The 19,585-nt window shown below is 61.7% G+C and carries 18 protein-coding genes and 4 tRNA genes; 17 read left to right on the top strand and 5 right to left on the bottom strand.

From position 1 onward, the window contains the following. Positions 1-17: 17 nt before the first annotated feature. The 13 genes from astA (at position 18) to HS968_RS09475 (ending at position 11,870) form a co-directional block, all read left to right on the top strand. Positions 18-1,034, top strand: coding sequence for an arginine N-succinyltransferase (astA, locus tag HS968_RS09415; RefSeq protein WP_119693885.1), 1,017 nt, complete (start codon positions 18-20; stop codon positions 1,032-1,034). 58 nt (positions 1,035-1,092) lie between these two features. Beyond that, complete coding sequence (gene astD, locus HS968_RS09420) at positions 1,093-2,556, top strand: succinylglutamate-semialdehyde dehydrogenase (RefSeq protein ID WP_182371089.1); 1,464 nt, start codon at positions 1,093-1,095, stop codon at positions 2,554-2,556. Then, positions 2,556-3,902 carry an N-succinylarginine dihydrolase gene (gene astB / locus HS968_RS09425; RefSeq protein WP_182371090.1) on the top strand — a complete coding sequence of 449 codons (1,347 nt, stop codon included), beginning with the start codon at positions 2,556-2,558 and terminating at the stop codon, positions 3,900-3,902. Before astD ends, astB begins: the two co-directional genes overlap by 1 nt. A gap of 19 nt (positions 3,903-3,921) precedes the next feature. Continuing rightward, positions 3,922-4,206, top strand: coding sequence for a topoisomerase II (locus HS968_RS09430; RefSeq protein ID WP_106739657.1), 285 nt, complete (start codon positions 3,922-3,924; stop codon positions 4,204-4,206). A 152-nt stretch (positions 4,207-4,358) separates the two neighbouring features. Then, positions 4,359-5,372 (top strand): succinylglutamate desuccinylase, encoded by a 1,014-nt coding sequence (gene astE / locus HS968_RS09435; RefSeq protein WP_182371091.1) that lies wholly within the window; start codon positions 4,359-4,361, stop codon positions 5,370-5,372. A 282-nt stretch (positions 5,373-5,654) separates the two neighbouring features. After that, positions 5,655-6,659 carry a low-specificity L-threonine aldolase gene (gene ltaE / locus HS968_RS09440; protein ID WP_182371092.1) on the top strand — a complete coding sequence of 335 codons (1,005 nt, stop codon included), beginning with the start codon at positions 5,655-5,657 and terminating at the stop codon, positions 6,657-6,659. Positions 6,660-6,928: 269 nt separating this feature from the next. Further along, positions 6,929-9,553, top strand: a complete 2,625-nt coding sequence (gene alaS / locus HS968_RS09445; RefSeq protein ID WP_182371093.1) for an alanine--tRNA ligase — start codon at positions 6,929-6,931, stop codon at positions 9,551-9,553. Positions 9,554-9,655: 102 nt separating this feature from the next. Beyond that, positions 9,656-10,894, top strand: a complete 1,239-nt coding sequence (locus HS968_RS09450) for an aspartate kinase (RefSeq protein WP_179624545.1) — start codon at positions 9,656-9,658, stop codon at positions 10,892-10,894. 192 nt (positions 10,895-11,086) lie between these two features. After that, a complete protein-coding gene (csrA, locus tag HS968_RS09455) occupies positions 11,087-11,272 on the top strand; it encodes a carbon storage regulator CsrA (protein WP_003244478.1) in 186 nt (61 codons plus the stop codon). Between the two features lie 61 nt (positions 11,273-11,333). Then, a tRNA-Ser gene (locus HS968_RS09460) sits at positions 11,334-11,424 on the top strand. 71 nt (positions 11,425-11,495) lie between these two features. Then, positions 11,496-11,572 (top strand) — tRNA-Arg (locus HS968_RS09465). A gap of 71 nt (positions 11,573-11,643) precedes the next feature. Then, positions 11,644-11,720 (top strand) — tRNA-Arg (locus HS968_RS09470). Positions 11,721-11,793: 73 nt separating this feature from the next. Beyond that, positions 11,794-11,870, top strand: a tRNA-Arg gene (locus HS968_RS09475). 44 nt (positions 11,871-11,914) lie between these two features. Here HS968_RS09475 and HS968_RS09480 read toward each other — a convergent pair. Continuing rightward, a complete protein-coding gene (locus tag HS968_RS09480) occupies positions 11,915-12,412 on the bottom strand; it encodes a DUF4124 domain-containing protein (RefSeq protein ID WP_182371094.1) in 498 nt (165 codons plus the stop codon). Positions 12,413-12,733: 321 nt separating this feature from the next. Between HS968_RS09480 and mgtE the strand changes: the two genes are divergently transcribed. Continuing rightward, positions 12,734-14,176 carry a magnesium transporter gene (mgtE, locus tag HS968_RS09485; RefSeq protein WP_119693894.1) on the top strand — a complete coding sequence of 481 codons (1,443 nt, stop codon included), beginning with the start codon at positions 12,734-12,736 and terminating at the stop codon, positions 14,174-14,176. Between the two features lie 6 nt (positions 14,177-14,182). On the opposite strand, the gene HS968_RS09490 is transcribed toward mgtE, so the two are convergent. The 3 genes from HS968_RS09490 to HS968_RS09500 form a co-directional block, all read right to left on the bottom strand. Continuing rightward, positions 14,183-14,644, bottom strand: a complete 462-nt coding sequence (locus tag HS968_RS09490) for a nuclear transport factor 2 family protein (RefSeq protein ID WP_119693895.1) — start codon at positions 14,642-14,644, stop codon at positions 14,183-14,185. Between the two features lie 16 nt (positions 14,645-14,660). Next, positions 14,661-14,936 (bottom strand): Atu4866 domain-containing protein, encoded by a 276-nt coding sequence (locus tag HS968_RS09495; RefSeq protein ID WP_394337719.1) that lies wholly within the window; start codon positions 14,934-14,936, stop codon positions 14,661-14,663. Between the two features lie 68 nt (positions 14,937-15,004). Beyond that, positions 15,005-15,727, bottom strand: a complete 723-nt coding sequence (locus tag HS968_RS09500; RefSeq protein ID WP_119693897.1) for an SDR family oxidoreductase — start codon at positions 15,725-15,727, stop codon at positions 15,005-15,007. A 181-nt stretch (positions 15,728-15,908) separates the two neighbouring features. Here HS968_RS09500 and HS968_RS09505 point away from each other — a divergent pair, with 181 nt between their 5' ends. Beyond that, positions 15,909-16,802: an AraC family transcriptional regulator gene (locus HS968_RS09505; protein WP_119693950.1), complete on the top strand. Its 894-nt coding sequence runs from the start codon at positions 15,909-15,911 to the stop codon at positions 16,800-16,802. Positions 16,803-16,997: 195 nt separating this feature from the next. Here HS968_RS09505 and HS968_RS09510 read toward each other — a convergent pair whose 3' ends face one another. Then, on the bottom strand, positions 16,998-17,315 hold the full coding sequence (locus tag HS968_RS09510) for an Arc family DNA-binding protein (protein ID WP_106739667.1): 318 nt from the start codon (positions 17,313-17,315) through the stop codon (positions 16,998-17,000). Between the two features lie 393 nt (positions 17,316-17,708). Between HS968_RS09510 and phnC the strand changes: the two genes are divergently transcribed. Beyond that, complete coding sequence (phnC, locus tag HS968_RS09515) at positions 17,709-18,533, top strand: phosphonate ABC transporter ATP-binding protein (RefSeq protein WP_119693898.1); 825 nt, start codon at positions 17,709-17,711, stop codon at positions 18,531-18,533. Between the two features lie 50 nt (positions 18,534-18,583). Then, positions 18,584-19,585: a phosphonate ABC transporter substrate-binding protein gene (gene phnD, locus HS968_RS09520; RefSeq protein WP_119693899.1), complete on the top strand. Its 1,002-nt coding sequence runs from the start codon at positions 18,584-18,586 to the stop codon at positions 19,583-19,585.

Consider the following 19,585-nt stretch of genomic DNA (forward strand, 5'->3'; position numbering starts at 1 on the left):
CTGATCCGGAGGATCCAATGATCGTTCGTCCCGTGCGCAGTGCCGATTTACCGGCCCTGATCGACCTGGCTCGCAGCACCGGCGCTGGCCTGACCACGCTGCCAGCCAACGAGGAGCGACTGGCGCACCGGGTCGGTTGGGCGGAAAAGACTTTCCGTGGCGAGGCCGAGCGCGCCGATGCCGATTACCTGTTCGTGCTCGAAGACGATGCCGGCAAGGTCGTCGGTATTTCCGCCGTGGCTGGCGCCGTCGGCCTGCGCGAGCCCTGGTACAACTACCGGGTCGGCCTGACCGTCAGCGCCTCGCAGGAGCTGAACATCCACCGCCAGGTGCCGACGCTGTTCATGGCCAATGACCTGACCGGCAATTCCGAGCTGTGCTCGCTGTTCCTGCATGCCGATCACCGCACCGGTCTCAATGGCCGCCTGCTGTCGAAAGCGCGCTTTCTGTTCATCGCCGAGTTTCGTGAGTTGTTCGGTGACAAGGTGATCGCCGAAATGCGCGGCATGTCCGATGAGCGCGGGCGTTCGCCATTCTGGGAAAGCCTCGGCCGGCACTTCTTCAAGATGGAATTCTCCCAGGCGGACTACCTCACCGGCGTAGGCAACAAGGCTTTCATCGCCGAGTTGATGCCCAAGTTCCCGCTCTACACCTGCTTCCTCTCCGAGGATGCGCGGGCGGTGATCGGCCGTGTCCACCCGGACACCGAACCGGCGTTGGCGATGCTCAAGGCCGAGGGTTTCAGCTACCAGGGTTATGTCGATATCTTCGATGCCGGCCCGGCGATCGAGGCGGAAACCGCGAAGATCCGCGCCGTGCAACACAGCCAGAACCTGGTGTTGGCCATCGGTACCCCAGGCGACGATGCCGAGCCTTTCCTGGTGCACAACCGCAAGCGTCAGGATTGCCGCATCACCGCCGCGCCGGCGCGACTGGCAGCCGGCACCCTGGTGGTCGACCCGATGACGGCCAAGCGCCTGCGCCTGTCGGCGGGTGATCAGGTGCGCGCGGTGGCGCTGTCGGCAAAATCCTGAAGTCTTCTGTAGCGAGCCGGTTGCCTGCCGGCTGTGAATGCGTGGAGTGAAAAATACAATGAGCACTCATTACATTGCGGGCCACTGGCTGGCCGGCCAGGGCGAGCCCCTGGAGTCTCTCGATCCAGTTACTCAGGCGGTGGTGTGGCATGGCCGTGGCGCCAATGCCGTGCAGGTCGATGCTGCCGTGGCCGCGGCGCGTACCGCGTTCGCCACCTGGGCTGCACAGTCGCTGGACAGCCGCATCGCGGTGCTCGAACGTTTTGCCGTGCGCCTCAAGGATCAGGCCGACGTCATCGCCCGTGCCATCGGCGAGGAGACCGGCAAGCCGCTGTGGGAAGCCACCACGGAAGTGAACAGCATGGTCGGCAAGGTGACGATTTCCATCCAGAGCTACCGTGAGCGCACCGGTGAGAAGAGCGGCCCGCTGGCCGACGCCACCGCCGTGCTGCGCCACAAGCCACATGGCGTGGTCGCGGTGTTCGGCCCTTACAACTTTCCCGGTCACCTGCCCAACGGGCATATCGTGCCAGCGCTCCTGGCGGGTAATGCCGTGGTCTTCAAGCCCAGCGAGCTGACGCCCAAGGTGGCCGAGCTGACCGTGCAGTGCTGGATCGATGCCGGTCTGCCTGCCGGTGTGCTCAACCTGCTGCAGGGCGGTCGTGAGACGGGTGTTGCGCTGGCCGGTCATCCTGGCATCGACGGGCTGTTCTTCACCGGTTCCAGCCGCACCGGTAACCTGCTGCACGCGCAGTTCGCCGGTCGCCCGGAGAAGATCCTGGCGCTGGAGATGGGCGGCAATAATCCGTTGATCGTCGACCAGGTGGCCGATGTCGATGCCGCCGTCTATACCATCGTGCAATCCGCCTTCATCAGTGCTGGCCAGCGTTGCACCTGTGCGCGCCGTCTGCTGGTGCCGCTAGGGGAGTGGGGGGATGCGCTGCTGGCGCGCCTGGTGCAGGTCGCCGGGCAGATCAAGGTCGGTCGTTTCGACGAGCAGCCGGCACCGTTCATGGGCTCGGTGATCTCTTTGCAGGCGGCTGCTCAACTGATGCAGGCACAGCAGGATCTGCTGGCCAAGGGGGCGACGGCGCTGCTGGCGATGACCCAGCCGCAGGCGAACGCCGCCCTGCTGACGCCGGGTATCCTCGATGTCACGGCAGTTGCCGAGCGTGTTGACGAAGAGTTCTTCGGGCCGCTGCTGCAGGTGATTCGCTACGCCAGCTTCGAGGCCGCCATCGCTGAGGCCAATGCCACGGTCTATGGCCTGGCAGCCGGGCTGTTGTCCGACTCGCGTGCGCGTTACGAGCAGTTCTGGCTGCACAGCCGCGCTGGTATCGTCAACTGGAACAAGCAGCTCACCGGCGCCGCCAGCAGTGCGCCGTTCGGTGGCATCGGTGCTTCTGGCAACCATCGAGCCAGTGCCTATTACGCCGCTGATTATTGCGCGTACCCGGTCGCCTCGCTGGAGAGCGAGAGCCTGGCCTTGCCCACGACCCTGACCCCGGGAGTGACCCTGTGATGGCCGCCTATGAGATGAACTTTGACGGCCTGGTCGGGCCGACTCACAACTACGGTGGATTGTCCTACGGCAACGTGGCGTCACAGAGCAACAGCCAGGCTGCCTCCAATCCCAAGGAGGCCGCCAAGCAAGGCTTGGCGAAGATGAAGGCGCTGATGGCCATGGGCTTCAAGCAGGGCGTACTGGCCCCGCAGGAGCGTCCGGATGTCACCGCACTGCGGCGCCTGGGGTTTACCGGCAACGATGCCGAAGTGATCGAACGTGCTGCGCGCGAGGCCATGCCGCTGCTGGTGGCGAGCTGTTCGGCATCGAGCATGTGGACGGCCAACGCCTGCACCGTCAGCCCCAGTGCCGATACGGCCGATGGTCGTGTGCACTTCACTGCAGCCAACCTCAACTGCAAGTTCCATCGCAGCATCGAGCACCCGACCACCAGCCGTGTGCTGCAGGCCATGTTCGCTGACCACAGGCACTTCGCCCATCATCCGGCGCTACCGGCCGTGGCGCAGTTCGGTGATGAGGGCGCGGCCAACCACACGCGCTTCTGCAAGGGCTATGGCGACGCGGGAGTGGAGTTCTTCGTCTATGGCCGCAGTGCCTTCGACACCCGTTACCCGGCACCGGCACGTTATCCGGCGAGGCAGACACTGGAGGCCAGTCAGGCGGTTGCACGTCTGCACGGGCTGAGCGAGGCGGGCGTGGTCTACGCCCAGCAGAACCCGGCGGTGATCGACCAGGGCGTATTCCATAACGACGTGATCGCCGTGGGCAATGGCGAGGTGCTGTTCTATCACCAGGACGCTTTCCTCGAGACCGACAAGGTGCTGGCCGAACTGGGCGACAAGCTGGCCCGTCGCGGCGGCAACTTCCAGGCTGTCTGCGTGCCGGGTTCTGCCGTGAGCGTGCAGGACGCAGTGCGCTCCTACCTGTTCAACAGCCAGCTGCTGACCCGCGCCGATGGCAGCATGCTGCTGGTGGTGCCGGAGGAGTGCAGGAACAACCCGAGCGTCTGGCGCTACCTTGAGCAACTGACTGGCAGTGCTGGGCCGATCCGCGAAGTGCGCGTCTTCGACCTCAAGCAGAGTATGCAGAATGGTGGCGGTCCTGCCTGCCTGCGTTTGCGCGTCGCGCTCAATGAATACGAGCTGGCGGCGGTCAATCCCGGCGTGGTGATGAGTGACGCGCTACACGACACGCTGGTGGCCTGGGTCGACAAACATTACCGCGACCGCCTCAGCGAAGCCGATCTGGCTGACCCGCACTTGCTGACCGAATGCCGTACGGCATTGGATGAACTGACGCAGATCCTTAAACTGGGCTCGGTCTATCCTTTCCAACTGACCTAACCCACATTCCGGAGATTTTATGAGCGACGCTCTGCAACTGATTCTCGAAGATAACGACGGCACCCAACTGGAAACTTCCTGCAGCCGTTTTGCCGTGGTTTGGCAGGGCAAGGAACTGTGGGTTCAGGCCGTCGGCGATCAGTTGCTGATCGGCGTCGACGTGGAGGAGGGCGATACCGAGTACGCCAACCTGCTGCTGCGTCCGCAAGCCACCAACCTGGTCAGCCTGCAGCTGGAGATGGAGCCGGTGGAGCAGGATGAAGATGAGGACGATCACGTGCATGGCCCTGGCTGCAATCACTGATTGAACCTTGTAGGGTGGGCCGGGCGGTGCTCCGCTTCAGCCCACCCTGCGGAGACTGCCGGAGTGAGCGTCGCGAGCGAATCCAGGCAACGCAAATCTTCGCTCGCGGCGCGCGCTCCACAAAAAAAGTGCTGTTGACCAAGGAGTATTCGATGCTTGCCCTCGGCAAACTGCTTGAACTGACCCTGGCCGGCCATGAGCCGTCGGCGAAGATTCAACTGACGCCCGATGGCACGCGTCTGCGCTGGCTCGACGAAGGCGCGCTGGAGGTGACTCCGCCGGCAGCGCGTGACAATGGCCTCGATCTGTTGTTGTCGGCCGGTATCCACGGTAACGAAACTGCGCCGATCGAGCTGCTCGACCGCCTGCTGCGTGGCATTGCACGCAACGAGCTGCATCCGGCGGCGCGCATGCTCTTTCTGTTCGGCAACCCCGAGGCGATGCGCCGCGGCGAGCGCTACGTCGAGCAGGATCTCAATCGCCTGTTCAGTGGCCGGCATGAGCAAACCAGTGGTTTCGAGGCCATTCGCGCCTGTGATCTGGAACACCTGAGCGCCACCTTCTTTGGCAAGGACACCGGTCGCACCCGCCTGCACTACGACCTGCACACCGCTATTCGTGGCTCGAAGATCGAGCAGTTCGCCCTCTATCCCTGGCAGGAGGGGCGTGCGCATTCCCGCCGCGAGCTGGAGCGTTTGCGCGCCGCCGGTATCGAGGCCGTGTTGCTGCAGAACAAGTCCTCGATCACCTTCAGCGCCTACACCTATGCGCAGCTCGGTGCCGAGGCCTTCACCCTGGAACTGGGCAAGGCGCGCGCCTTCGGGCAGAACGAACTGGTCAATCTCGATCTGCTGGAAAACGCATTGCATGCGTTGATCGAGGGGCGCGAGGTGATCACTGGCGAGCCGACTCTGGATGGTTTGCAGCTGTTCGCGGTCTCGCGGGAGATCATCAAGCACAGCGACAGTTTCCAGTTGCACCTGCCTGCAGATATCGAGAATTTCACCGAGCTGGCGCCTGGTTACCTGCTTGCCGAAGACATTGCCGACACCCGCTGGGTGGTGGAAGAGCAGGGCGCGCGCATCATCTTTCCCAATCCCAAGGTCAGGAACGGCCTGCGTGCCGGCATCCTGATCGTCCCGGACGATGGCTCCGGACTGGCGTAGCCTGCGTGTCATCCGGGAAATGATCTGCTTGGGTTATTCTCCGGATTTCATCCGGGCTACGCCGTTGACATGGCGTTTCTAGATGCGGCGTAGGAGTGGCTGGGCGGCATTCCGCTTCAGCCGCGATCTGCTCTTCTCGCTTCGCAGCTAAAGCGGAATGCCGCTCATACGCTCCTGCAGCCCCGCTTGGCGTTCCACTCTATTTTGCCCCAACTGTATCTTGTGAGTGCCCGAGCGACCTCTTTAGCATGGGCTTTTCGCCAATAGCTGGGAAAGCCTGCCATGCCCCTGATCGACCTGCGTAGCGACACCGTCACCCAACCCACCGCGGCCATGCGCGAGGCCATGCTGGCAGCCGAGCTGGGCGACGATGTTTATGGCGAAGACCCCACCGTCAATCGCCTGGAGGCCTGGTTGGCCAAGGAGCTGGGGTTCGAGGCGGCGCTGTTCGTACCCACCGGCACCATGAGCAACCTGCTGGGACTGATGGCGCACTGCGAGCGAGGTGACGAGTACATCGTCGGCCAGCAGGCGCATACCTATAAGTACGAGGGCGGCGGTGCGGCCGTGCTCGGTTCCATTCAGCCGCAGCCGATCGACGGTGAGGCCGACGGCTCGCTCGATCTGAGCAAGGTCGAGGCAGCGATCAAACAGGATGATTTCCACTTCGCTCGTACCCGCTTGCTGGCCCTGGAAAACACCATGCAGGGCAAGGTGTTGCCGCTTGAGTATCTGGCTGCTGCCCGCGAACTCACTCGTCGTCGTGGCCTGAGCCTGCACCTGGATGGTGCTCGCCTGTACAACGCGGCGGTCAAGCTCGGTGTGCCGGCGCGCGAGATCACCCAGTACTTCGATTCCGTATCGGTATGCCTGTCCAAGGGCCTCGGTGCGCCGGTCGGCTCGGTGCTCTGCGGCAGCGCCGTGCTGATCGGCAAGGCGCGCCGCCAGCGCAAGATGGTCGGCGGTGGTATGCGCCAGGCCGGTGTGCTGGCGGCGGCGGGGCTGTATGCCCTGCAGCACCAGGTGCAGCGCCTGGCCGAGGATCATGCCAACGCTGCACGTCTAGGTGCAGCTCTGAGCGAGCTGGGCTACAGCGTCGAGCCGGTGCAGACCAATATGGTCTATGTGCAACTCGGCGAGCGTGCCGGGCAAGTCAAGGCCTTCATGGCCGAACACGGCATCGCCGTCAGTGCCGCGCCACGCCTGCGCCTGGTCACTCATCTGGACGTCAGTGCCGAGCAAATCGAGCGGGTGATCGAGGCATTTGCTGCTTTCCGTTCGCATTGAGCGTCAGGCGTGCGCTGCCGATAGGCGCACGCTATCAATAAGGTACTAGCCGCGCGCGGTAGGCCCGATATAATGCGACCCTTTGCAGACTGCGTGACAACTGCTGCGCTCGGCCATGCTGCGTTAAAAACCGGCTCAGAATGCTCATTTACAACTCGTAAACTGCGCTTCTTCGCCAGCTTTTGCCTTGCCTGACCTTCGCTCGCGACGTTCTCACTTTGTCTGCTTCGCCGGCTTTGCCGTGGCCGCCTGATTCCGTGGATATCCCTATGAAAAGCGCAGAAATCCGTGAAGCCTTCCTGAGCTTCTTCGAAGAAAAAGGGCACACCCGTGTCGCTTCCAGCTCGCTGATTCCGGCGAACGACCCGACCCTGCTGTTCACCAACGCAGGCATGAACCAGTTCAAGGACTGCTTCCTGGGCCTGGAAAAGCGCGCCTATACTCGCGCTACCACCAGCCAGAAGTGCGTGCGTGCCGGCGGCAAGCACAATGACCTGGAAAACGTCGGTTACACCGCGCGCCACCACACCTTCTTCGAAATGCTGGGCAACTTCAGCTTCGGCGACTATTTCAAGCGTGATGCCATCCATTACGCCTGGGAGTTCCTGACCTCCGACAAGTGGCTGAACCTGCCCAAGGAAAAGCTCTGGGTCACCGTCTACGCCACCGATGATGAGGCCTACGACATCTGGACCAAGGAAGTCGGCATTCCCACCGAGCGCATGATCCGTATCGGTGACAACAAGGGCGCGCCGTACGCATCGGATAACTTCTGGGCGATGGGCGATACCGGCCCGTGCGGCCCATGCACCGAGATCTTCTTCGACCACGGCGAGCACATCTGGGGCGGCCCACCCGGCAGCCCGGAAGAAGATGGCGACCGCTACATCGAGATCTGGAACAACGTGTTCATGCAGTTCAACCGCACTGCCGATGGCGTACTGCACGCGTTGCCGGCACCGAGCGTGGACACCGGCATGGGCCTGGAGCGCATCAGCGCCGTGCTGCAGCACGTCAACTCGAACTACGAGATCGACCTGTTCCAGAACCTGCTGGCCGCTTCTGCCAAGGCCATCGGCTGCGCCAACGCAGGCGAAGCCTCGCTTAAAGTGGTGGCTGACCATATCCGTTCCTGCAGCTTCCTGATTGCCGATGGCGTGACACCGTCCAACGAAGGCCGTGGCTACGTGCTGCGCCGTATCATTCGTCGTGCCTGCCGTCATGGCAACAAGCTGGGCGCCAAGGGCAGCTTCTTCTACCAGATCGTCGCCGCCCTGGTGGCCGAGATGGGCGAAGCCTTCCCTGAGCTCAAGCAGCAACAGGCGCACATCGAGCGCGTACTGAAGACCGAGGAAGAGCAGTTCGCCAAGACCCTGGAGCAGGGCCTGAAGATTCTCGAGCAGGATCTGCTGGGGCTGAAAGGCGATGTCATTCCGGGTGATGTCGTGTTCAAGCTGTATGACACCTATGGTTTCCCGGTCGACCTGACCGCCGACATCGCCCGTGAGCGCGAACTGTCGGTGGATGAGGCCGGCTTCGAGCGTGAAATGGAAGCGCAGCGTGAGCGCGCCCGTTCCGCCAGCGCCTTCGGCATGGATTACAACGCCCTGGTCAAGGTCGACAGCGATACTCGCTTCCTCGGCTATGAAGGCACCAGTGGCGAAGGCAAGGTGATCGCCCTGTTCAAGGCTGGCAGCGCCGTCGACAGCCTCGCCGAAGGCGAGGAGGGCGTGGTGGTGCTGGATCAGACCCCGTTCTACGCCGAGTCGGGTGGTCAGATTGGTGACTGCGGCTATCTGGAAGCGGCCGGCGTGCGCTTCGATGTGCGCGACACCACCAAGGCGGGCGGCGCCTTCCTGCACCACGGTGTGGTCGCCAAGGGCGGCCTGAGCGTCGGTGCCAGCGTCAAGGCCGAGGCTGATGCCAGCGTGCGTCAGGCCACTGCCCTGAACCACTCCGCAACCCACTTGCTGCATGCCGCGCTGCGTCAGGTGCTGGGTGACCACGTGCAGCAGAAGGGCTCGCTGGTCGACAGTCAGCGTCTGCGCTTCGACTTCAGCCACTTCGAGGCGATCAAGCCCGACCAACTGAAGCAGCTGGAAGACATCGTCAACGCCGAGATTCGCAAGAACTCCGAGGTCGAGACCGAGGAAACCGACATTGAAACCGCCAAGGCCAAAGGCGCCATGGCGCTGTTCGGTGAGAAGTATGGCGATCAGGTGCGTGTGCTGAGCATGGGCGGCGACTTCTCCGTCGAGCTGTGCGGCGGTACCCACGTATCGCGTACCGGCGACATCGGCCTGTTCAAGATCACCAGCGAGGGCGGCGTGGCCGCTGGCGTGCGTCGTATCGAAGCGGTCACCGGCGCCGCTGCGTTGGCCTGGCTCAATGGTGCCGAGGAGCAGCTCAAGGAAGCCGCTTCGCTGGTCAAGGGCAGCCGCGACAACGTGCTGGACAAGCTTTCGGCACTGATCGAGCGTAACCGCCAGCTGGAAAAAGAGCTGGAGCAGCTCAAGGCCAAGGCCGCCAGCGCTGCAGGCAACGATCTGGCTGGCTCCGCAATCGAGGTGAAGGGCACCAAGGTGCTGGCCACGCGTCTCGATGGTCTGGACGGCAAGGCGCTGCTGGCGTTGGTCGACCAACTGAAGAACAAGCTGGGCAGCGCTGTGATCCTGCTCGGCGGTGTGTTCGACGAGAAGGTGGTGCTGGTCGCCGGTGTGACCCAGGATCTGACCGCCAAGGTCAAGGCCGGTGACCTGATGCGTCAGGCCGCTGCAGCCGTGGGTGGCAAGGGCGGTGGTCGTCCGGACATGGCCCAGGGTGGCGGTGTCGATGCGAACAAACTGGATGAAGCGCTGGCGCTGGCCGCAACCCTGGTCGAGCAGGCTTCGTAACGAGCGAGAAAGCGGGGCCCGCAGTGCGTCCGGCGGGCCTTGGCAGTATGACCCGATGCGGGTTTAATGGGCGCCCTTCGAGGAATCAGGCGGCTTTTTGAAATGGCTTTGATCGTACAGAAGTTTGGGGGCACCTCCGTCGGCACCATTGAGCGCATCGCGCAGGTGGCCGACAAGGTGAAGAAGTTCCGCGAGAACGGTGACGACATCGTCGTCGTGGTTTCCGCCATGAGCGGCGAGACCAACCGCCTGATCGATCTGGCCAAACAGATCACCGATGGCGAGCCGGTTGCGCGTGAGCTGGATGTCATGGTGTCCACTGGTGAGCAGGTGACCATTGCCCTGCTGGCCATGGCGCTGATCAAGCGTGGCGTGCCGGCGGTGTCCTACACCGGCAACCAGGTGCGCATCCTCACCGACAGCGCGCACAACAAGGCGCGTATTCTGCAGATCGACGACCAGAAGATTCGCGCTGAACTCAAGGCTGGCCGTGTCGTCGTCGTCGCCGGTTTCCAGGGCGTCGACGAGCATGGCAACATCACCACCCTTGGTCGTGGCGGCTCCGATACCACGGGCGTAGCCCTGGCAGCGGCGCTGAAAGCCGATGAGTGCCAGATCTACACCGATGTCGATGGCGTCTATACCACCGATCCGCGCGTGGTGCCCAAGGCTCAGCGCCTGGAAAAGATCACCTTCGAAGAGATGCTGGAAATGGCCAGCCTCGGCTCCAAGGTGCTGCAGATTCGTTCGGTGGAGTTCGCCGGCAAGTACAACGTCCCGCTGCGCGTTCTGCACAGCTTCCAGGAGGGGCCGGGCACCCTCATTACCCTTGATGAAGAGGAATCCATGGAACAGCCGATCATTTCCGGCATCGCTTTCAATCGCGACGAAGCCAAGCTGACCATCCGTGGGGTGCCGGATATTCCAGGCATTGCCTTCAAAATTCTCGGCCCGATCAGTGCCGCCAATATCGAAGTCGACATGATCGTGCAGAACGTGGCGCACGATAACACCACCGATTTCACCTTCACCGTGCACCGCAACGACTACAACAACGCTCTGGGCGTGTTGCAGAAGACCGCTGACGAGCTGGGCGCGCGTGAGGTGGTGGGTGACACCAACATCGCCAAGGTCTCCATCGTCGGCGTCGGCATGCGTTCGCACGCTGGTGTCGCCAGCCGCATGTTCGAAGCGCTGGCCAAAGAGGGCATCAACATCCAGATGATCTCCACTTCGGAAATCAAGGTATCTGTGGTCATCGAAGAGAAGTACCTGGAGCTGGCGGTTCGCGCTCTGCATACTGCCTTCGAGCTCGATGCTCCGTCCCGACAGGGCGAGTGATACCCTTATCCCGAAAGGCGCGGCTGGTTCCGCGCCTTTCGTCTTTTTGATCGGCACGCGGGGACTTTCTTTCTACGCTGGCTGGTCAATACTTGGGTGAGGCTTTCAGCGCTGCTTGATTTCGCTGTAGGCCATCGCCATTTTCTTTTTTGCAGACTGTTGTCCTGAAATGTAATCCGTGAGGAGAAAGGAATGCTGATTCTGACTCGCCGGGTCGGAGAGACCCTGATGGTCGGTGATGATGTGACTGTCACCGTGTTGGGCGTTAAAGGTAATCAGGTGCGCATTGGCGTTAACGCGCCCAAGGAGGTTGCCGTGCACCGTGAGGAAATCTACCAGCGCATCCAGAAAGAGAAGGGTGACGAACCAAGCCACTAATTTTTCTCGAAATTTTGGTTTGCAAACGGGGAAAACATGTTTATCATGCGCCCCGTGTTGCGGAGAGGTGGCCGAGTGGCCGAAGGCGCTCCCCTGCTAAGGGAGTACACCTCAAAAGGGTGTCGGGGGTTCGAATCCCCCCTTCTCCGCCATTATTCAGCGAGTTGGGCGAAAGCCGAGCTGGCGAATCAACCAGAGGTGATCTGGTATAAAAGCACCGACCGGACTCATAGCTCAGCTGGATAGAGTACTCGGCTACGAACCGAGCGGTCGGAGGTTCGAATCCTCCTGAGTCCGCCATATTGAATGGCTTGCATCGCTGCAAGCCATTTTGTTTCAACCAGTGGTGATCTGGTCTAAAAGCGCCAAACGGACTCATAGCTCAGCTGGATAGAGTACTCGGCTACGAACCGAGCGGTCGGAGGTTCGAATCCTCCTGAGTCCGCCATATCGAGTGGCACTGCAGCGATGCAAGGTCATGATGTTTCAACCAGCGGTGATCTGGTCTAAAAGCGCCAAATGGACTCATAGCTCAGCTGGATAGAGTACTCGGCTACGAACCGAGCGGTCGGAGGTTCGAATCCTCCTGAGTCCGCCATACCAAAAGGGCCTGCAGCAATGCAGGCCCTTTTTATTTGTCCGTCATTTGCCTTTCACGCAGCCGGCTTCGTCGAAGCTGACTTGGCGACTGCTGCCGCCTTTGCGCTTTTCGCGGTAGTGGTAGCGCTGCTGACCGTTGCTTGCCGTGACCCTGTCCGGTTTGCCCAGGCTGCTTTCCACATCAGCACGGCTCATGCCGCGGCGGATTTCCTTGCGGATGATGGCCTGGCGTCTCTCGCTGCTGGTCAGCAGGTTACCGCAGCCGTCTTCCTGCTGGCCAACTATCACCAGTTCGCCAGGATTTGTCGCTGTGCCACTCGCGCGGCGGTTGGGGGCGGCCAGGGGAATGGCTTTTCCGCTACTGGGGGTGTGGTTGCGTGCATCCTGCAGGTGTTGTTCCTGCTCGCTGTTGCAGCCGTGGCGGGTGAAGGTGATATGGCCGTCTGCGTCCACGCAGCGGAACACGCTGGCGGCCGAGCTGTCTTGAATAGGGTAGAGAAGCGCAGCGGTGAATAGCGCTGCGAAGTGCCGTCCTTGCATGAATCGTCCTCCATGACGTTGCAAGTTCAGGTTAGACCGTTTTTTCGCACTCGCCAGGGTGTCCTGGCGTCGATAGTTGGCGTCGCATAGCCAAGGTTTAATGCGGGATTGAAGTTTGCGACGCAAGCAATTGTTCTTGCCACGCTTTTGTCACGTACAAAGCTGTTTTGCGGTGTTATCATTCGCCGCGTCAGCCCCGCCGGGGCTTGTGGAATACCACCATGGACTTACCCAGTAGTTACTCAATACTCCCATCGCACAATCGTGTAAGACCTGATTGATCCCCTTTGGCGTGCCCGCCAACTGGGGGTGGAGCGCGCTATGACTGAAGTAGAAACCAAAAAGCCGCAAGAGAGCCTGCAGGATCGCCTGGCCCAGGTGGTCGAACTGCTGCATCGGCACAAGCTGGTCGAAGACCTGACCCATCGTCAGGAAGGCCAGCATCATGACCGGGTCGAGAGCCTGGTTCACCGGCAGAACCTCGCCGAGCTGCAGCGCAAGCTCGAAGACCTGCACCCCGCGGATATCGCCCACATCCTCGAAGCCTTGCCGCTCGATGAGCGTCTGACCGTTTGGCAACTGGTCAAGGCCGAGCGTGACGGTGACATCCTGCTGGAAGTTTCCGACTCGGTGCGTGAAACGCTGATCGCCGACATGGATGATCACGAGATTCTTGCGGCTGCCAAGGATCTGGACGCCGACGAACTTGCTGACCTAGCCCCTGAGTTGCCGCGCGACGTCGTCCATGAGCTGATGGAGTCGCTCGATGCGCAGCAGCGCGAGCGTGTGCGTTCGGTGCTGTCGTACGAGGAGGATCAGGTTGGTGCGCTGATGGACTTCGAGATGGTCACCATCCGTGAAGACGTCAGCCTGGAAGTTGTGCTGCGGTACCTGCGTCGCCTGAAAGAGCTACCAGGCCATACCGACAAGCTGTTCGTGGTTGACTACGACGGCGTGCTCAAGGGCGTGCTGCCGATCAAACGCCTGCTGGTCAACGACCCCGAGAAGCAGGTCGGCGAGGTCATGGCCGATGATCCGGTGAGCTTCCACCCGGATGAGGACGGCTACGACGCTGCCCAGGCCTTCGAGCGTTACGACCTGATTTCCGCTCCGGTGGTGGACAAGAACGGCAAGCTGATCGGCCGTCTGACCATCGACGAGATGGTCGACCTGATTCGTGAGGAAAGCGAAAGCGAAGTGCTGAACATGGCCGGTCTGCGCGAGGAGGAAGATATCTTCGCCTCGGTGTGGAAGTCGGTTCGCAACCGCTGGGCCTGGCTGGCGATCAACCTGGTGACTGCCTTCCTCGCTTCGCGGGTGATCGGCCTGTTCGAGGGCTCGATCGAGAAGCTGGTGGCGCTGGCGGCGCTGATGCCCATCGTGGCAGGGATTGGTGGCAACTCGGGCAACCAGACCATCACCATGATCGTGCGCGCCATGGCGCTGGATCAGGTCAGCACTGGTAACACCGCGCGGCTGGTGCGCAAGGAGCTGGGGGTTTCCCTGATCAATGGCATCCTCTGGGGCGGCGTGATTGGTGGGGTGGCCTATTACCTGTACGACAGCTGGTCGCTGGGTGTGGTGATGACCGCGGCAATGACGCTGAACCTTCTGCTGGCTGCGCTGATGGGGGTGTTGATCCCCATGACCCTGGCGCGCCTGGGGCGCGACCCGGCCATGGGGGCTAGCGTGATGATCACCGCGATGACCGACAGCGGTGGCTTTTTCATCTTCCTGGGCTTGGCGTCGATCTTCCTGCTGTAAGTCGGGTCAGTTCATCAGTTCGACCAGGCGCCAGGTATCGAGAAAGGCCGTGACCTGTGTGATCCGGCCGTTCTCCAGCTGCATGTGCCAGGAATAGCTGTTCTCGTAGCGGCTGCCGTCCTTGGCAGTCGCCTGGCCATCCCAAAATGCGACGACATGGGGCCCCTGTGCCACGATCTGGCGAACGGTGGGCACGATGGGGGTCGCCAGTTTGTCGGTAATGGGCTTGACCGCATCCTCCATGAAGGCTTCGCGCGTGCGGTAGGTGCCCGAGACCGGGCTGTTGCCGGCCACGACCCAGACGGCATCGTCGGCGAGCAACTGAAAGATGCCGCCTTGGCCGGCGCGCCAGTCATCGAAGGCTTTCTGGATCAGGGCTGAATTGGCTTCGGCGTCGTCACTCGCCCAGCTTGGTAGGCAGATCGAGGCGCTGAGCAGCAGTGCAGCGGCGACTTTGTGCATGTTCATAGGCTTTTTCCTCGTGTCATTGTTCGTCAGTTGGGCGGCTTTGTCGGCGCAGCACCATGCCGCCGTGGTAGAGCACGTCGTCGATGAATTCACCGTCGGCGGTGAAGCCTGTGTCATCGACATAGTCGATATGGTTGTCGGTAAGGTGGTAGCTGCCCTGGTAGGCGCTTTCTCGATTCCCGCGGGCCTCGTCGTAGCGTCCGTTGGCGAGTAGCTCATGGCGGACGTGACCATCGTCCGTTACCCACATCCCTACGTAGGGATGTGGGTTCTTCGCTTCTGCCATGGCCATCTCTGGCGACAGCAGTCCGCTGATCAGCAGCGCTGCAACAGTGGTCTTCGCTGACATGCTGCTCTCCATCAATACGGGCTGGCGGTCGGGCGCACGATCAGCTCGCTGACGTCGACGTCATCAGGCTGCTCGATGGCATAGGCGACGGCCCGGGCGATGGCATCAGGCGTGATGGCAACGCGGCGGAAGGCTTTCATTGCCTCGCGAGCACTGGTGTCGGAGATGCTGTCGGCAAGTTCCGACTCAACCACGCCCGGGCAGACAGTGGTGACACGGATACGCTCGTTTTCCTGGCGCAGCCCCTCGGAAATCGCCCACACGGCATACTTGGTCGCGCAGTACACCGCTGCGGTGGGCGACACCGCATGGGCGCCGATGGAGGCAATATTGATCACCTGGCCGCGTCCACGGCTTTCCATGCCTGGCAGAACGGCCGCGATGCCATGCAGTACGCCGCGTATGTTGACGTCGATCATGCGGTTCCACTCATCCACTTTCAGCGCGTTGAGCGGTGACAGGGGCATCACACCTGCGTTGTTGATGATCACGTCGGCCGGACCGTAACGATCCTCGGCGAAGGCGACGAAGGCCTGCATGTCGTCCAGGCGAGTCACGTCCAGTTCGCGGAAGGCAGCATTGAGGCCCTCGGCCTGAAGTTCTTCGGTCAGCTTTTGTAGGCGCTCGGTGCGACGTGCGCCGAGCACGACCTTGTGGCCCTGTCTCGCCAGGTGAATGGCGATGGCCTCCCCGATGCCGCTGCTGGCTCCGGTGATGAGTATGACTTTGCTCATATGAACTCCTGCTTGGATGTCTTGGGGACGAGTCCATGCTAGGCGGGGCAGGGGTGTTCGCTAAGTCTGGTTACTCTTTCGATATTGCCTGTTTCTATTGAATGAACCCTAGAATGTGGCTCTATCGGGTTCTGGATGACCGACGACGATGAGTGTGATTCCCGAGGCGTCGCATCGGCGCATGGTTGAATTGTTGAAGCGGCTGGCGCCAGAAGAGGGCTATACCCGATCCGGTCTCGATGGCGTGACGTTCATGCGCAGCAACCGGGCGCTACCCAGCACTCCGGCCTTGTACGAGCCGAGTATCGTCATCGTCATTCAGGGGCGAAAGACGGGGCTGCATGGCGGAAAGCTGTATGTGTATGACGCTCGGCATTATCTGGTGCTGTCGGTGCCATTGCCGTTCACCATTGAGACCGAGGCGAGCGAGCAGGAGCCCATGCTGGGCTTGGCCCTGCGTATTGACCAGCCCGTGGTGGCCGAGTTGGCGATGGGGTTGGACGACTCGGGTGGCTCGCTAGCGTCGGAGTTGGAACCGCTTTGCTCGACACCGGTGGACGCCAAGCTGGCGGATGCGACGTTGCGTCTGCTAGAGGCGTTGAGCTCGGCGGAGGAGGCGCGTTTGCTCGGGCCGTCGATCATGCGCGAGATCGTCTTTCGGGTTCTGGTGGGCGAGCAGGGCGCAGGGCTGCGTGCAAGTCTGGCTCAGGGCGGGCACTTCGGGCGAATCGCCCGTGTGCTGCAGCGCATTCACGGCGATTACCAGGCAGATCTGGATGTGCCGACCCTGGCCGATATGGCCAGCATGAGCGTGCCGGCCTTTCATGTGCACTTCAAGGCGGTGACCTCGTCATCGCCCTTGCAGTACCTCAAGACCGTGCGATTGCACCAGGCACGCTTGCTGATGATCCGTGAGGGCGCCAGTGCGCTCAGTGCTTCTCAATGGGTGGGTTACGAGAGCCCGTCGCAGTTCAGTCGCGAGTTCAAGCGCCTGTTCGGTCGCTCACCCGTACATGAGACGCGGCACCTGAAGGCGCTGCTGTCCATGGCGCCGGCGGTGGATGTCGCCTCCTGATGCAGCCAACGAAAAGACCGGCCAGGGGCCGGTCTTGTCTTTAGAGCCTGTTCAAAGTCTGCTGCGCGTCGGCACTGCGGCGTTAAAAACAGGCTCGGACTGCTCATTTACAGCTCGTAAACTCCGCGTCCTCGCCTGTTTTCGCCTTGCATTGCTCTAGCTCGCGAGACTTTGAACAGGCTCTTAGGGCTCGCCTCAGGCTTCTTCGGCGGCCATTTCCACGTCGTGAGCGATCAGTGCAACCAGCGCGTTCTGCTGGCGGCGTGAAAGCTGACGAAAACGTTGCAGCAATTCGCGTTCGTGCAGGCTCAGCTCGGGGCTGTCGAGGCGAATGTTGAGATCGTCATCCAGAGCGCCTTCCTGAAGCATGCTTTGCTCCAGGCGAGCGATGATTTCCGAGTTCATGCTGCGGTGATGGTTGCGTGCTACATCAGCGATACGCTCACGCATGCCATCGGGCAAGCGAACAACGAATTTGTCAGCCGTGCGGCTGGAATAGATAGCCTGTTTCATAGGGCGCTTACATTACCGGTTAGTTCAGGGAGCGATACTGGTAGTCAGTTTCAAGATTGTCACCGGTTTGACCGTCTTTCGCACTAGCCGTTCAACCGGTATCGCGTTCTGCGTCGTTATGACCCTGGGGTCATCTGAACAGTTCCTTGACGCCAAATACGTGGCACATTGTGCTTCAGGTAAAGGCTTTATGCCAGCACCGGCTGTCAGAAATGCGCAGTACTCAGCATTAAGCCCTCCGTTTCGACGCCACTACACACAAAAGATTCAAGTGATAGTCACTCAAACGTAACGACCATTTCACAGCTCTGACACAGGATCTGCCTACCTTGGTCTACACCAGAAGGCGGTCGAGCTGCCCTCTGTTCATTGATGATAGTAGAGGGCCAGCATATGAGCGCAGCGATTCGAGTCGACCGACTGAACAAGAGCTTCGGCCGTAAACAGGCACTGTTCGACCTGGCGCTGTCGGTGCAGCCGGGCGAGATGGTCGCGCTGATCGGCGCTTCGGGCTCGGGCAAGTCGACGCTGCTGCGGCATCTGGCGGGGCTGGCACGCGGTGACGCGGGCAGCATCGAGGTACTTGGGCGCCAGGTACAGGCTGACGGCCGCTTGAATGGCGATGTACGTCGGCAGCGCGCCGACATTGGCTACATCTTCCAGCAGTTCAACCTGGTTGGCCGCCTCAGCGTGCTGCAGAACGTGCTGCTCGGTGGCCTGGGCCGCATGCCGCGCTGGCGCGGCAGTTTCAGTCTGTTCAGCGTCGAAGAGAAACAGCGCGCCATGCAGGCGCTGGAGCGGGTCGGGCTGGCCGAGTTCGCCGCGCAGCGTGCCTCGACTCTTTCCGGTGGACAGCAACAGCGCGTGGCCATCGCCCGTGCGCTGTGCCAGCAGGCCGAGGTGATTCTCGCTGACGAGCCGATTGCCTCGCTCGACCCGGAGTCGGCGCGCAAGGTGATGGAGATTCTCGCCGACATCAACCGCCGCGACGGCAAGACGGTGGTGGTGACCCTGCATCAAGTCGATTATGCGGTGCGCTATTGCCAGCGCGCCGTGGCGCTCAAGAACGGGCGCATTCATTTCGACGGCCCGACCGAAGGCTTCAACCCCGATTTCCTCAATGACCTCTACGGCGGCGATCTCGATATCAGCCTGCTGCTGCCGCAAGGGCAGCGCCCACGGGCTGTAGAGCGTCCGCTGACGCTGGCCAAGGCCTGACGTCCCTCAGATTCGAACCCTAACGCCAACCCGCAACAGGAGTGTGCTCCATGTTCAAACGCATCGGCCAGGTGCTGGCTGCCTCTGCGCTCGTCACCGGTTCCCTGCTGGGCTCGGCCCAGGCAGCCGAGGAACTCAATTTCGGCATCATTTCCACCGAGTCCTCGCAGAACCTCAAGGCCATGTGGGATCCCTTCCTGGCTGACATGAGCAAGCAGACCGGCGTGAAGATCAACGCCTTCTTCGCCCCGGACTATGCCGGAATCATCCAGGGCATGCGTTTCGACAAGGTCGACGTGGCCTGGTACGGCAACAAGTCGGCAATGGAAGCAGTGGATCGCGCCGGTGGCGAGATCTTCGCCCAGACCGTGGCGGCCAATGGTGCGCAGGGTTACTACAGCCTGCTGGTGGCGCACAAGGACAGCCCGATCGACTCGGTCGAGGACATGCTCAAGAACGCCAAGTCGCTGACTTTCGCCAACGGTGACCCGAACTCCACTTCCGGTTACCTGGTACCCGGCTACTACGTGTTCGCCCAGAACAACGTCGACGCCAGCAAGATCTTCAAGCGTTCGCTCAATGGCAGCCATGAGGTCAACGCGCTGTCGGTGGCCAACAAGCAGGTCGATGTCGGCACCTTCAACAGCGAGGGCATGGAGCGCCTGGAAGTCACCGCACCGGACAAGGCCGCGCAGCTCAAGGTGATCTGGACGTCGCCGCTGATCCCGTCCGACCCCATCGTCTGGCGCAAGAACCTGCCGCAGGAAACCCGCGACAAGCTGCGCGACTTCTTCATGAGCTACGGCGCCAAGCCGGAAGAAAAGAAAGTGCTCGAAGGCCTGCAGTGGGGCCAGTTCAAGCAGTCCGACAACGATCAGCTACTGCCGATTCGTCAGCTCGAACTGTTCAAGAAACGCACCGAGGTGGCCAACAACGCCGCACTCAAGGACGCCGACAAGCAGGCGCAACTCAAGGCGCTGGACGCCGAGCTGGCCAAGCTGGAGCAGCGCATGGCCGAGCGTGAGAAGCAAAACGGCGCCAGCGCCGGTTGA

Origin of the sequence: Pseudomonas berkeleyensis, assembly GCF_014109765.1 — a bacterium.
GTDB lineage: Bacteria > Pseudomonadota > Gammaproteobacteria > Pseudomonadales > Pseudomonadaceae > Aquipseudomonas > Aquipseudomonas berkeleyensis.

Excerpts from the sequence above, each read along its gene's own strand:
- csrA (WP_003244478.1), top strand. The coding sequence starts at position 11,087 with ATGCTGATTCTGACTCGCCGGGTCGGAGAGACCCTGATGGTCGGTGAT.
- HS968_RS09505 (WP_119693950.1), top strand. The coding sequence starts at position 15,909 with ATGGTTGAATTGTTGAAGCGGCTGGCGCCAGAAGAGGGCTATACCCGA.
- HS968_RS09450 (WP_179624545.1), top strand. The coding sequence starts at position 9,656 with ATGGCTTTGATCGTACAGAAGTTTGGGGGCACCTCCGTCGGCACCATT.
- astE (WP_182371091.1), top strand. The coding sequence starts at position 4,359 with ATGCTTGCCCTCGGCAAACTGCTTGAACTGACCCTGGCCGGCCATGAG.
- HS968_RS09480 (WP_182371094.1), bottom strand. The coding sequence starts at position 12,412 with ATGCAAGGACGGCACTTCGCAGCGCTATTCACCGCTGCGCTTCTCTAC.
- HS968_RS09510 (WP_106739667.1), bottom strand. The coding sequence starts at position 17,315 with ATGAAACAGGCTATCTATTCCAGCCGCACGGCTGACAAATTCGTTGTT.
- phnD (WP_119693899.1), top strand. The coding sequence starts at position 18,584 with ATGTTCAAACGCATCGGCCAGGTGCTGGCTGCCTCTGCGCTCGTCACC.
- astA (WP_119693885.1), top strand. The coding sequence starts at position 18 with ATGATCGTTCGTCCCGTGCGCAGTGCCGATTTACCGGCCCTGATCGAC.
- HS968_RS09490 (WP_119693895.1), bottom strand. The coding sequence starts at position 14,644 with ATGAACATGCACAAAGTCGCCGCTGCACTGCTGCTCAGCGCCTCGATC.
- mgtE (WP_119693894.1), top strand. The coding sequence starts at position 12,734 with ATGACTGAAGTAGAAACCAAAAAGCCGCAAGAGAGCCTGCAGGATCGC.
- astD (WP_182371089.1), top strand. The coding sequence starts at position 1,093 with ATGAGCACTCATTACATTGCGGGCCACTGGCTGGCCGGCCAGGGCGAG.
- alaS (WP_182371093.1), top strand. The coding sequence starts at position 6,929 with ATGAAAAGCGCAGAAATCCGTGAAGCCTTCCTGAGCTTCTTCGAAGAA.
- HS968_RS09500 (WP_119693897.1), bottom strand. The coding sequence starts at position 15,727 with ATGAGCAAAGTCATACTCATCACCGGAGCCAGCAGCGGCATCGGGGAG.
- HS968_RS09495 (WP_394337719.1), bottom strand. The coding sequence starts at position 14,936 with ATGGCCATGGCAGAAGCGAAGAACCCACATCCCTACGTAGGGATGTGG.
- phnC (WP_119693898.1), top strand. The coding sequence starts at position 17,709 with ATGAGCGCAGCGATTCGAGTCGACCGACTGAACAAGAGCTTCGGCCGT.
- HS968_RS09430 (WP_106739657.1), top strand. The coding sequence starts at position 3,922 with ATGAGCGACGCTCTGCAACTGATTCTCGAAGATAACGACGGCACCCAA.
- astB (WP_182371090.1), top strand. The coding sequence starts at position 2,556 with ATGGCCGCCTATGAGATGAACTTTGACGGCCTGGTCGGGCCGACTCAC.
- ltaE (WP_182371092.1), top strand. The coding sequence starts at position 5,655 with ATGCCCCTGATCGACCTGCGTAGCGACACCGTCACCCAACCCACCGCG.